The following is a 12,868-nucleotide window of genomic DNA, read 5'->3' as shown; positions in this document are numbered from 1 at the left end:
GGACACACCGTCCGCTCAGGGTGCGGCCGGGGTGTCGGCGGTGAACGCCAGGGACTGCGGGCCGTAGCGCTGGGCCCAGCCGATGCCCATCCCCTCATCTTGCTCTGCCGGTCGTTCTCGCCTTTGGGTGATGACGGGTTGGGGTTGCGCGGGTACCGACCACACCTCTCGGGGTGTGGGCCGCCGGCCCCGTTTTAGTCTGGTCCGCTGTGCCTCGCCCACCGGCACGCGGCAGGGCCAGCCGGCTGCGGGCGCCACGGCTGGCCGGGTCGATGATCAGCGGGGCGGCCACGAGGTACGACCGCTGACGGCCCGAATGCCGCCGTTCGCGGGCCTGCTCCCACCCGGTTCCCGAGCGGTCGGCGAACCGCCGCGCAGACGCCTGCAGACCTGCCCGGCGCCGTGCCCGGGACGCACGTCCCGGTGCCGCGCACCGCGCCCCTCCCGGTCCTGGTCCTCAGCCCTCTGCCCCTGGTCCTCGGCGAGTACCTGCTCCTGGTGCTCCTGCTCGTCGGTGCCAGCGCCCAGGCCGGGGCATGGTGCTGCTTCATCGGGTTCATGCGGTACTACAGGTGGCGCTACGCCGGTTCGTCCAGTGGTGGGTTGCGGTTCGGTGAAGTCGGCGGCGAGGCCAGTGGTGGGGCGGCAGGATCGGGAGGCATGGGGATGCGGGGGCGTGGCGGGCGGACGTCGGCCGGTGTGCTGGTGGGCGTCGGGGTGGTGGTGCTTCTGGTGTTGCTGGGCCGGGGGGTGGGGGGCGGGTTCGGCGCGGGTGACCCGGTGGCGAGCGTGGTGGGCGGCCTGGCCGGAGTCGGCGGTCTGGCGCTGGGTTGGCGGCAGTGGCGGGCGCAGGGGCCGGAGTCGGACCCGGACGCGGTTGCGGTGCGGCTGGCGCGGAAGGTCGCGGTCGTGGAGCAGCGGGCGCTGCGGGCGCTGCTCGGTGGTGATCTGGAGGGTGCCATCGATGTCGGTTTCGACGTCGAGGCGGTCGGCGCGGTCGACCTGCCGGCGGTGCCGCCGGGCGGGTGGGGGGTGGCAGGGATTGCCGGCTTTTACCGGCAGGTTGACCCTGGCCGGTTGGTCATCATCGGTTCCGGCGTCGGTCGTGAGTGGGATGCGGACGCCGGTGCGGGCAAGACGGTTGCTGCGGTGACCTTGTGCGCGGACCTCGCCCAAGGACATCGGGATCGCCCGGGTCCGGTGCCGGTGCGGCTGTCGGCGGCGTCATGGTCAGGCGCCTCCTTGGAGGAGTGGCTTCAGGAGCAACTGGTCGGTGTGTGGCGGCTGAGGCCGCGCGAAGCTGCGGCCGTGGTCGAGGCGCGGTTGGTGCTCCCGGTGATCGACGGTGTGGATGAGATGGACCGCGACCCCTCTCCTGGCCTCTACGGCGCGGTCGTGGTGGCGGAGTCGCGTGCTGCGGCACTTCTGAACATGGTTACCGCGTACGCGCCCGGTCCAGTGGTGCTGACGTGCCGCACTCGCCACTACGCGGCTCTCGCTGATGTCGGCAAGGAGGTTCGGCGCACCGCCGTCCTCACACTGCTCCCGGTCACCGGGGCGCAGGCTGCCGCCTATCTGGAAGACCGGGTCGCCTACAATCCCCGCCACTACGCCCGCTGGCACCCGGTCCTGGAGGCCCTCACTCGCGCCGCTGTCCCCGGGGCGCTGCAGGATGCGGGGACGGCTGGGCTGCGCACTGCGCTGACCAACCCCTGGCGGCTGACCCTGGCTGCGCTGGTCTACCAGGACACCGACCCCGCGACCGGCACCCTCCGCGACCCGGCCCGCCTCCTGACTTACGCCGCCGGTTGCACCCTCCAGGCGCATCTGCTGGACGGGTTCGTCACCGCGGCCGTCCATGCGCACGCCCCCGCCCCGGGCAGGCCGCGCCGGACACGGCCCGGCACGCGCGTTGCCAGGACCCGGAGGCAACGTGGCGGTACCTGGCCGTACTGGCCGCCCACCTCGACGCCAACGCCACCACTCCGCAGCGCCCAGCCCGTACCGTGGCCGGCCAGGTCCTGTCCGCCAGCGACATCGCCCTCCACCGGCTGTGGCCTCTCGCCGGCGAACGACGCGTCCTGCGGTGCCACGCGGCCGGGGGTGCTGCTGCCGCGATCGTCTCCGGTCTCCCTTGGCTGGTGATGATCTGGATCGGCTCCGATGTTCCGGCCGGCGCCCTGAGGATCGCGTTGGTGGGGGCGATGCTCGCTGCTGTTGCGGCGCTGGCCGTGGCCGGCGCTGCAAAGGGCTGGCCTCGGCCGTTCATCCTGAATCCGGGCGGCCTCCGCACAGCCCAGGGCCTGTTCAACGGCATCATCATGATTGCGGGCATGATCGGACTTGCGATTGCCCTCGGGTCTTGGACGCTGTCCGCTTTCGGACTACTCATCGGACCCGGACTTCTCGTCGGGGTCAGTTCAGGGGTCGGACTCGCCACGGGACTCGTCCTTGCAGTCATCCGTGACGGCGGCGACGCCCGTGCCGTCGGCCCTCTGGACCGGGTCCGCCTCGACCTTGCGGCCTCGCTCGTCCTCGGGCTCGTGCTCGTACTGGCCTTCGTGTGCACGGCCGCCCTGGGATTCCTGAACAGGCCCGGGTTCGCTTCTGCACTCGTTGCCCTCGCAACAGGCTCCCTTGCCCCTGGTCTCTTGGCCGGGCCTTTCGTCGGCGGAGTGGCGTGGCGGTACTGGGCGTTCCTGGCATGTGTGCGGGGGCGGTTGCCATGGCGGTTGGGCAGGTTCCTGCACCGGTGCGAGCGGCTGGGGATCCTTAGGGTGGCCGGGGACTCCTGGCAGTTCCGCCATGCCGAGCTTCAGCACCACCTCGCTACCAGACCCCAACCGCCCGCCGCACCGTGAACCCCGCCGACGACGGAGCGGAGGAGCCGCCGTGGACTGCACGGCGGCGGCGGTGCCGGAGGGCGTGCCGTGCGGCGAGCTCGCGTAGGACATCGGTGCGAGTCCGACCGCTGGCTCGGCCGGATTGAACGCCACGCCCCACTCTCGTTCCCACGACTGGCATCCCACCCCTGCCTACCCGGCAACACCACCGGGCCGACGAACCTCCCCTGCGGGCAGAGGCCTCCCGGCGGTGGCCTGTGCTTTTACCGCGGGTCGGCGTTGGGGTATTCCTGGGCCTTGTCCGAGGTCAGCAGTCGCAGGCGATGCCGTCGCCGTCGCGGTCCAGGGCCCGCCGGTAGCCGGGCGCGCCCCGGCGCATGGGAACCGCACACCGGCCGCCTTGGCGGCGGTGCAGTTCCTGAAGTAGGTGCTTCCGCCGGCGCCCGCGGAGTGCCGGTGCCGGCGCCGAAGGAGCCGTCCGAGTTGTCGTCACCCGTGCGATGGCTCGTGCGCCTTTATGCGGGCCAGGAAGCTTACGTCGGGAAGGACGTCCTGGACCCGGCGCGCCTTGCGCTGCTCGGTCGGCGACGGTAGGTGGGCACCCTGGTCACGGAGCCGGTGCCAGTGGGTCAGGTTCTACAGCCCGCGGACCGGCCAACAGCGCCGGTACGTCTGTCGAGGTCGTCGGAAATGATCCGCTCAGAGCTCCGATCACCGCGTCCAGCGCCGTGCGGGGATGAGCACTCCGCGACCACCAGCGTGATGGGATGGCCACTCGGATTGCGCCGCGAACCCGACTCGCCAAAGCCCCTCCCGATTCCGGCTGAGTCCGGGATGCCCAGCAGCACTCCGTCCGATGCCAGTACGCGCAGCCCCCGGAAGAGCTCCTCGCCTTGCCCCCCGGGCCGGGCGGCAGCCCAGTGCAGATCGTGCATCACCTGCCATCCCCCTGTCTGGCCCTGGCCACTGACGACTTGCTCACCCCGGACCACTCCCGCCGACCCGTCTTCTACTTTGAGCAGCCGAAGGACCTCCAGGTAGTCCACCCGTGGGAACAGCCATAACGCGAGGACGAAGCGCGCGGTGAACCGCCCCGACAACAGACGTAGATGTTTCTCAGCTACTACCCGGTCCACCAACAGGCGGGCACGACCGGGTCAAGGTCCCTAACCCCAGCTGCCCCAGACACGACACCAACACGAACGGCCCTACGCCCACGCCGCCCCAAAGGCAATGGCACCGTCTTGTGTTCGACAGCGGAGAAGGCCATGCCGACTTCGGATGCCGGTCGCGCCATTGCGTGGCCACCAGAAGGTAATGGGGGCCTGGGAGGCAGGTCCATTTTCCAGAGTCCTGGCTAGCTAACCGTGACCGTAGGGGTTGACGTCTGGTTGTTCATCACAGTGCATTGAATATTACCTTCGGTACGGCATGATGTGTAAGGCGGCTCGTCCGGATGATGGTCAGGCTTTCGGTGCGTTTCAACCTTGACCGTCGCGTCCAATCCCTCCACCTTGTATGTCACGCTGTGCATACTATCGTAGGAGGCGTAAAAGGACCACGAACCCTCTCCTCCTGCCCCAATCTCAGTCGGCGGATCGAAAGGTAGTCCACCGGCGTTTTCGCTCTCTTGGTACGTGAGATTATTGTCGCCGTTATTGCTCAACTTCACGGTGACGGTGGATTGAGGGGCTGCCGCGTAGGCGATTGACGGTGAAAGGCTGATGGCTCCGGCGATAGACAAGGGTAGGCCCATTTTAATGAAAAGGTTCGACATGGCTCATGATTTCCGATTGTTTATATTGAACGGGTTGCATTCCTGACCCTGCGTGATGGGGAGGATCTTCGCAATGGTCATTGGGGCACTTCGAGGGGAAATCGCGGCAGCTGTAGTTGCATCGTTGTGCTCGTTGGGGCGCGTTCATACACGGCGCTCGGGAACTGGTTGTGCCGGGTGCCGCAGGAAACTCTGGACCGGTCGGGTTTCCCGACCAGGGCGTCTGGGGGCGGCAAGCGGCCTCAACGAAGTCCGTCCGCCGGGTCGCGGAGCGGCTGCACCCGGATGGATTGTCCGTGCTCATGGCCAGTCGGCGCGGAGCGAGCCCGTCCGGCGCGTTTGTCTCCGGACGGCAATTCCGCCGTGCGGACCAGAACCGGCACTGCCGCCCATCTGCTGGCCGTGAAGTCAGGATGAACGAGATCCCTGTCTGCGTGAGGTGCGCGGTGATCTGGACATCGAGAGGCCTGGGCCGGCGCGGACGCACTGCAATATAGACCGGGACTTGACTTCTGCATTCGGGGCCGGCGCGTCCGCAAAGCGCCCGGATCGTCGCAGGTCGTGAAGGGGTGCGCCCCGCCCACGCGGGGCTGAACCGCCGCACAGCATCGCCGCGAAGTCCAGCGCGATGTATGCCCCGCCCTTGTCCCCTCTTCTCTTGCCGCGTAGTGATCTCGTCCATGGGCGGCGCGGGATCGTCCCGCGTCCCGCCCGTCATGTGCACACGTTGAGGGCCCGCCCGTAGGGCGGCAGCTGGTTTTGTAGCGCAGGTCCAGGCCCCCGGGTGCGCGCTCAACCATGGAGTGGTCGTCGCTTCGTGCGGCAGACCCGGATGTGGACGCCTGGGGAGAGGTAGCGCTCGACTCCGGTGCTCTGGCTGCCGGCGAGGTAGGCGAACAGGAACTCGCCCAGCGACTGCGCCAGCACCCCGTCGGACGGCGCCGAATGCCTGAACGCCTCCTCCGGCTCCGGGCAGTCTCGGGGCGGCGACCTCACCGGGCGCTCCGCCAATCCGTACCGGGTCGCCGTCGGCGCCGCTGCCGGTAATCGCGAAGTACCGCACCACCAGCCCGCCGGGCTCGCTCTGAGCACCGGGCTGTTCGGTGATTGCGGCAACGACCACGGTCCGCCCGCCCGAGGTGATCGACGTCCGGGCGCCATGACCCGCGCTTCGCCCGGCGCGGCCGAGGACGTCTTCTGCGTGCGGGGTCGCTCGGGGAGTTCAGCGTCGGCCGCGAGCGCCCGTACCGCGGTGGATGCGGGGTTGTCGGGTGTGCGGGCGTCGGCCCGCAGCCACAGGTCGACGAACACCTCGGCCACCCCGGCCGGATCGGCAGCCGGCCTGGCAACTGTTTCCGCCCGGGCGGACGGGGCTGCCTGGACGACGGTGGTGCGGGGTGCGGCGATGGCGACCGCCAGGGCGAGGGGGCCGGCGGCGAGTGCGGCCCAGGCCCGCACACGCAGGAACCGCATCCCGGGCGGGACCGGCCGCCGCACCGGAACGGTCTCGGGCCGGGACTTACGCAGTCCGACCAGCTTGGCCTGGGGCCGCCAGCGGCGGCGGGAGAGGGAGGAACCAGGTGCCATGACAGGGCGCCCTTTCGTCGTGGGGTGCGTGCTTGTACCCCACGAAACGGCGCCCCCTCACCGAACTCCTCACCACGACCACCCCTGCGCGGTCACAGAAAGAGAACAACCCCGCTGGTGACTCACCGGTGACTCACCAGCCGAGTGCGAAAACTCCCCAGTGCAGGTCAGCGGTCTGTCGGGCCGGAAAGTCACCGGTCGACGGGCACGTCACCGGTGAGTTTTTCGAGAACTCACCGGTGAGTTGCGAGACCCTCACCGGCCTGTTGGCCAGTCACCGGTGGCGGCCAGAGCCCGGTGGCGCCGGCCAGTGCCGTGCGCGGGTCGTGGTGGAGGAGAAGCCTTTGAGACGCTCGGCGAGCGCGGAACTCCCCAGTGCAGGTCAGCGCCCTGCCGTGCTGGAAAGTCACCGGTCGGCTGACATGTCACCGGTGACTTCCTTCGGGAACTCACCGGTGCTGTGCGGGGCCGCTCACCGGCTCTGTTGGTGAGTCACCAGTGGCGGTGTCCGGTGAGGTGGGCTGGTTGGTGCCGCGGTTGATGCGGCCCTCCCACACCCCGACGCAGGAGGTGAGGTCTTCCGACAGGTAGACGTGGTACCGGCGTGGTGGATCGGTGATGAGTGCCATGTACACCTGGACGTCACCTGCTGCATCGAGTCTTTCCACGGCCTCGGCCAGCCCGGGGCGCGGGGGTCGGCCCATCTCCCGCAGCGTTTCCTGGCGGAAGGACCAGTTGTCGCGGAGAAGGCGGGCGGACGCGGTCTGATAAGGGAGCTCCCACTCTGCGCCCGATAGCAGCGCGTTGAGGGCTGCCGGTGTGCAGGCGCTGTCATCGCGCGCGAGAAGCGTACGCAGGGTGTCGAAGGCCATGCCGCCGAGTCTCGCGTACGGCACGCTGCGCTGACACAGGCCCGTGCCGGTATCGGCCGTCCTCACGGTGGTCCCGGCCGGCACTTCCGTGGGTCGGGTCAGCAGCGCTGCGAATCCCTTGACCCACAGGCCAAGCAGTAAAACTCCCCAGTGCAGGTCAGCGGCCTGTCCGGCCGGAAAGTCACCGGTGACTTCGCGCAAGTCACCGGTGCTTTTCGTGGACCTCACGGGCCACCCGAACCTGCACCAGACCCGTCTGCCGGAACGCACTGGTGACTTCCTTGGGGTACTCACCGGTGGCGATCGTGCCACAGACCCGAGGGCACCGGTGTGCTGGTGAGTCACCGGTGATTTCCTTCCGGCTGATCGGTGACTTTCGGAAGTCACCGGCTCGTCTTGGGATGCCCCCGGTGGCTGCCTGTGGGCGTGGCCCGGAAGGGGGGTGCCTTCCGGGCCACAGGGGGTTGGTGGGTGGGTTTTCAGTTGGTGGTGGTCTGGGTTCCGAGGGCGAGGTGGTGGAAGCCGGCTGCTTCCCACGCGGTGCGGTCGAGGACGGTGCGGGCGTCGATGATGCGGGGGGTGTCCATGACGGCGGCGACGTCGGCCGGGTTGATGCTGCGGTACTGCGGCCATTCGGTGAGGTGGAGCAGGATCTGGGCTCCGGCGGCGGCGCGCAGCGGGTCTTCGGCGGTGGTGAGCTGGGGGTGGTGGGCGGTGATGTGGGGCAGGGCCATGGGGTCGTGGACGACGACGTGGGCGCCTTCCGCTACGAGGTCGAGGGCGATGGCGAGGGCGGGGGAGTCGCGCAGGTCGTCGGTGCCGGGCTTGAACGCCGCGCCCCACACGGTGATGCGGCTGCCGGTGAGGGTGCCGCCGGCCTGCTGGCGGGTGAGTTCGACGGTGCGCCTGCGGCGGCGGCAGTTGATGGCGTCGACCTGCCGGAACAGGCGTCCTTCGGGGACGCCGAGCTGGGCGGCTTTGGCGTAGAGGGCGCGGATGTCCTTGGGGATGCAGGAGCCGCCGAATCCGGCGCCGGGGGCGAGCATGGCGGGCCCGATTCGCGGGTCGTGGGCGAGGGAGGTGGCCAGGGTGGTGATGTCGGCGCCGGTCTTCTCGCAGAGCGCGGCCATGGCGTTGATGTAGGAGATCTTGGTGGCGAGGAAGGCGTTCGCGGCCGACTTGGCGAGTTCGGCGGTGGCCCGGTTCGTGACGACGAGCGGGACGCCCATGTCGAGCCAGGGCTGCCATACCGCGCGCAGGGTGCGCTCGACGCGGTCGTCCTTGTCCGGTACGCCGAGGATGATCCTGGTGGGTTTGGCGGCGTCGGCGACGGAGGTCGACTCGCGCAGGAAGTCGGGGGAGAACCCGAGCGTCACCCGCACCCCGGGCTGCACGCGCTCTTGGATCTCCCGGTCGAGGGCGGCGCAGGTGCCGACGGGCACGGAGGACTTGGCGATGATGAGGGTGTCGCGGGTGGCCTGTCCGGCGAGGTCGAGGACGGCAGCCGTCAGCGCGGTCAGGTCGGCTTCCTCGCTGTCGGTCTGCTGCGGGGTGGGCACGCACACGAACACGATGTCGGCGTGGTCCAGGGCGTCGTAGCCGGCGTGGGAGAACCGCAGCAGCCCGTCTCGGGACAGGCCGGCGATCAGGTCGTCCAAGCCGGGCTCGTCGAACGGCGCCCGCCCGTCTTTGAGCGCGGCAAGCTGGGCAGGGTCGGTGTCGACGCCCATCACCTCGTGCCCGATCTGGGCCAGCGAAGCAGCGTAGGGGGCGCCTAGCCGGCCGCAGCCGACAACAGAGAGCTTCATGCCTGTTACCTCCTGGTTTGTGGTCTGGAACGTGGTTTGTGGTTGGGTAGCCGGGTTGAACTCCACTGACGGGAGCGGCACATGAGAATGAGCGTCATCGGATGCGGTCACCTCGGCGCCACGCACGCGGCGGCCATGGCCGAGATCGGCCACGACGTGATCGGCGTGGACATCGACCCGGAGAAGGTCGAGGTCCTCAACAGCGGACGGGCCTGGTTCCGCGAGGCCGGGCTGGACGACCTGCTGTCGCGGCACGTCGGCGGACGCCTGCGGTTCACCACCGACATCGCGGCCGCCGCCCGCCACGCGGACGTCCACTTCATCGGTGTGGGCACGCCCAGCAGCGCGGACGGCCGCACCTACGACCTGTCCCAGGTCTACGGCGCCGCCGAAGCCCTGGCCGCCCACCTGGACGGGCCGTGTCTGGTGGTCGGGAAGTCGACCGTCTCGGTGGGCACCACCGCCGAAGTACGCCGTCGGATGCAGGCCATCGCCCCGGCCGGCACAGCGGTGGACGTGGCGTGGTCGCCGGAGTTCCTGCGGGAGGGCTTCGCGGTCGAGGACACCCTGCGCCCGGACCGGATTGTCGCGGGTGTGTTCACTCCGGAGGCGGAGAAGACGATCCGGGCGGCGTTCGCCCCGATCACCGACGCCGGGGTGCCGCTGATCGTCTCCGACCCGGCGACGATCGAGCTGGTGAAGGGGTCGGCGAACGCGTTCTTGGCCACGAAGATCTCCTTCATGAACGCGGTTGCCGACCTGTGTGAGGAAGTGGGCGCGGACGCGGCGACGGTCGCGGACGCGATCGGGCTGGACCGCAGGATCGGCCGGCCGATGCTCACCCCCGGCCTGGGGTATGGGGGCGGCTGTCTTCCGAAGGACATCCGGGCGTTCACCGCCCGCGCGGACGAGCTCGGCATCGGGGACTCCTTCTCGTTCCTGCAGGGCATCGACGAGGTCAACCAGCGCCGCCGCACCCGCGTCGTCGACTTGGCCGCCCGGCTCCTGGGCGGCAGCGTGGAGGGCCGGAACATCACGGTGTGGGGGGCGTCGTTCAAGCCCGGCACCGACGACATCCGCGACAGCCCGGCCCTGGACGTCGCCGTCCGCCTCCACCAGGCCGGCGCCGCGGTGACCGTCTTCGACCCGGTCGCCGCGGCCAACGCCCGCCGCGCGCACCCGGAGCTGTCCTACGGGCCCGACGCGGCCGCCGCAGCCACCGGCGCGGATCTGCTGATCCTGGCCACCGAGTGGAAGCAGTTCACCGGCGCCGACCCCGTCGAGATCGGCCAGCTGGTGGCCCGGCAGGTCCTCATCGACGCCCGCTCGGCCGTCGACGTCCCGTCCTGGCGCGGCGCCGGCTGGTCCGTCCACCGCCTCGGCCAAGGCTGACCCCCCGGCCGGGTCCTGGCGCCGACCCTGCGACAGACCGACACCCACACCCGACAGCACTGCCCCCGGCTGCCGGCTCCCACAGGAGCCGGCAGCCGGAGCAGCGGCCCCAAGCCCGCACCCCGCGGCCGGCCAGTCGGCAACCTGCACCCGCCGATCCATCCGGCCAGGGCAGGTTCAGGGGCGGCGTCCGACGATGACGACGCCCTGCAGCAGCGCGGTGTGCGACCCGCTCCCGTTGACCGCCTCCAACGCCCCGGCCAGTTCCTTCTCGAATGCTTCCTGCCGGCTGCCGAGGACCGGAGCGGAGGAGAACGCGTACGTGCGCTGCGCCGCCACCAGCTCCTCGGTCGTGTACGCCGCGGTGTGCTCGAAGTGCAGCGTCGAAAGGCGCGAGAACGCCGACTGGCGCAGGACCACGTCGTGGTGCCCGTCCGGCTTCACGTACCCGCCGCCGGGCCCGGCCGCCGGCTCCACCCCCACGTACCGGGCCCGCACACGGTTGACCACCTCGTGCCACCACGGCCGCTCGCTGCCCGCCGCATACGAGCACACCAGCGCCACGAACCCGCGCTCCGCCACCACCGCGTCCAGCTGCTCCAGCACGTGCGGCCGGTTCATGAAGTGGAGCGCGTCCGCGATCACCGCCCCGCTCACACCCTGCACACCCGGCTGCCCGCCGACGCTCTCGCCCGGCGCCACCCGCCAGTCCACTCCGGTCACTGCCCGCTGCGCGGCCCACTGGCGGCCCGCGGCGATCATCTCGTGGCTCGGATCCAGCGCGACCATGTCGACGCCGCGCGCGGCCAGCTCCAAAGTCAGCGTTCCCGGCCCGCACCCCAGGTCCACCATCCGGGGCGCCGCGGTGTGCCGCTGCGCCAGGTCGGCCACATACTCGGCGACCTCCACCGGATGCGTGCGGCGGAAGCGCACATAGTCGGGGGCCGTACCGGAGAAAATGGAGCCGGGGTCCTCGTACAACGTGATGCCGCTCAAGGGACCAACCTCCTGCTGTCTGCGCCGGCAGCCGTACTGCCGGTCGGCGTGCAACACATCCTGGCCCCGGCACCACCCCGGCCGGGGGAGCCAGCCGGGGGGCCAATTCCTGCTGCGGGGGGCCGCGTTGGGGGGCCAGACTGGAATCGACACAGGCAGTCGCAGAGGAGACAGTGCGATGGTGGCTCCAGAGGGAATCGGCCTGATGCTCCGCACGATCCGCGAACGCAACAAGCTCTCCCGCGAGCAGCAAGCCGACCTGATGTCCGCACGCCTGGCAGAGCCCTTCTGCCCGGACAACCTGAAGCGGTGGGAGACCGAGAAGCGATTACCCGTCTCCCGCTACCACCAGGCCATCTCGGACGTGTACGGCGTCACCCTCGCGGACGTCCGCAAAGCCGTGGCCGCATCGAGCCGACACCGCAAACTCAACGGCCAGGAGGAAGACGACGTGAAACGACGCAACCTGCTCGGCGCGGCAACCGCCGCCGTGACCGGCAGCCTCATCCCCGGTATCGCCCACGCCCGCGAAGGCATTGACGGCGCGCTCACCGGCCACGGCAACGCCGACGTCGAATACCTGATCACCGCTCTGGAACGCCACCGCGACGGCTACAAAGGCCGCACCCCCGACGCCTTCCTCCACGACGTCAGCGGCGACCTCATCGCCCTTCAGCACGCCCTGAACCGGCCCCACCCCGCAGCCACGCGCACCGAACTCGCCCGCACCACCGCCGGCCTCGCCGGCCTGGTCGCCATCGTCCAGCACGACCGTGGAGACCAGCTCGACTCCTACCAGTGGTTCGCCACCGCCGAACGCGCCGCCCGCGAATGCGGCGACCGCAAGATGGCCGCCTGGGTCCTGGCCCGCCACGCCATGGTCCCCCTCAACTACGGCGCCCCCGCCACCGCAGCCCGCCTCGCCGCACAAGCCCGCCGCGCCGCCGGCCGCGCACCGTGCGCCGCCGGCGCGCTCGCCGCCGCCGTCACCGCCCGCTCACTCGCCGCCCTCGGAGACCGCCGCGGCGCCACAGCCGCCATCGCCGACACCCGCAACCTCATCGCCTACCTCGACGGACCCGACACCGCCGACACCTGGTTCGGCTACCCCGCCCAGAAACACCATGTCCACCTCTCCCAGGCCTACACCCTCCTTGGCCACACCCGCGAAGCCCACCAAGCCCAAGACGACGCCCTCACCCTCACCACCTCCCCCTCCGTCATGACCCGCGCCCTCCTGGCCGTCGACCGCGCCACCTGCCTCTCCCAGACCGGCGACCACACCACCGCCGCCGAACTCGCCGCCACCACCCTCACCAACCTCCCACCCCAATACCGTCACGGCCTCATCCGCACCCGCACCGAAAAACTCCTCCACGCCCTGCCCGACCGGCCACGCCGCGTCCTCCAGGACGCCCTCGGCTGAACCCCCTCCATGGCCCCGGCCGCCGCCACCCGGCCGGGAACGAGCAGGGGACACATCGGGGTGATCATCAGGGTGGACATCGGGGTGGACATCCGGGGGAACAAAGGGGGGTCCGAAATTTCACCCTCCACCGCATCGTTCCTGGTCAGGGCCCTGATTCCGGCCGG

Annotated in this window: 9 protein-coding genes; 4 read left to right on the top strand and 5 right to left on the bottom strand. The window is 70.3% G+C overall.

The features are described from left to right. The first annotated feature begins 423 nt into the window (after window positions 1-423). Together LG634_RS34660 and LG634_RS34655 are read left to right on the top strand one after the other, a co-directional pair. The gene (locus LG634_RS34660; protein ID WP_226740030.1) at window positions 424-2,145 is read left to right on the top strand and encodes an NACHT domain-containing protein; all 1,722 of its coding nucleotides are present in this window, start codon (window positions 424-426) and stop codon (window positions 2,143-2,145) included. After that, window positions 2,142-2,861, top strand: a complete 720-nt coding sequence (locus tag LG634_RS34655) for a hypothetical protein (RefSeq protein ID WP_226740028.1) — start codon at window positions 2,142-2,144, stop codon at window positions 2,859-2,861. The genes LG634_RS34660 and LG634_RS34655 overlap by 4 nt, the downstream gene beginning before the upstream one ends. A gap of 289 nt (window positions 2,862-3,150) precedes the next feature. Here LG634_RS34655 and LG634_RS38370 read toward each other — a convergent pair whose 3' ends face one another. The 4 genes from LG634_RS38370 to LG634_RS34635 all read right to left on the bottom strand — a co-directional run bounded on the left by LG634_RS38370 (window position 3,151) and on the right by LG634_RS34635 (window position 8,887). Next, complete coding sequence (locus LG634_RS38370; protein WP_308072743.1) at window positions 3,151-3,222, bottom strand: excalibur calcium-binding domain-containing protein; 72 nt, start codon at window positions 3,220-3,222, stop codon at window positions 3,151-3,153. Window positions 3,223-5,412: 2,190 nt separating this feature from the next. Continuing rightward, window positions 5,413-6,207, bottom strand: a complete 795-nt coding sequence (locus tag LG634_RS34645; RefSeq protein ID WP_226740027.1) for a hypothetical protein — start codon at window positions 6,205-6,207, stop codon at window positions 5,413-5,415. A 449-nt stretch (window positions 6,208-6,656) separates the two neighbouring features. Continuing rightward, window positions 6,657-7,280, bottom strand: coding sequence for a hypothetical protein (locus tag LG634_RS34640; RefSeq protein WP_226740025.1), 624 nt, complete (start codon window positions 7,278-7,280; stop codon window positions 6,657-6,659). Window positions 7,281-7,558: 278 nt separating this feature from the next. Continuing rightward, complete coding sequence (locus LG634_RS34635; RefSeq protein WP_226740023.1) at window positions 7,559-8,887, bottom strand: UDP-glucose dehydrogenase family protein; 1,329 nt, start codon at window positions 8,885-8,887, stop codon at window positions 7,559-7,561. Between the two features lie 81 nt (window positions 8,888-8,968). Here LG634_RS34635 and LG634_RS34630 point away from each other — a divergent pair, with 81 nt between their 5' ends. Beyond that, window positions 8,969-10,279 (top strand): UDP-glucose dehydrogenase family protein, encoded by a 1,311-nt coding sequence (locus LG634_RS34630; protein WP_226740021.1) that lies wholly within the window; start codon window positions 8,969-8,971, stop codon window positions 10,277-10,279. Window positions 10,280-10,456: 177 nt separating this feature from the next. On the opposite strand, the gene LG634_RS34625 is transcribed toward LG634_RS34630, so the two are convergent. Then, window positions 10,457-11,275 (bottom strand): class I SAM-dependent methyltransferase, encoded by an 819-nt coding sequence (locus tag LG634_RS34625; protein WP_226740019.1) that lies wholly within the window; start codon window positions 11,273-11,275, stop codon window positions 10,457-10,459. Window positions 11,276-11,453: 178 nt separating this feature from the next. Here LG634_RS34625 and LG634_RS34620 point away from each other — a divergent pair, with 178 nt between their 5' ends. Continuing rightward, window positions 11,454-12,701 (top strand): NsdA family TPR-like regulatory protein, encoded by a 1,248-nt coding sequence (locus tag LG634_RS34620; protein ID WP_226740017.1) that lies wholly within the window; start codon window positions 11,454-11,456, stop codon window positions 12,699-12,701. The last annotated feature ends 167 nt before the right edge of the window (window positions 12,702-12,868 follow it).

It is taken from the genome of Streptomyces bambusae, from assembly GCF_020532645.1.
In the GTDB taxonomy this organism is placed as follows: Bacteria; Actinomycetota; Actinomycetes; order Streptomycetales; family Streptomycetaceae; genus Streptomyces; species Streptomyces bambusae.
This window is presented reverse-complemented; position numbering and strand designations above follow the sequence as displayed.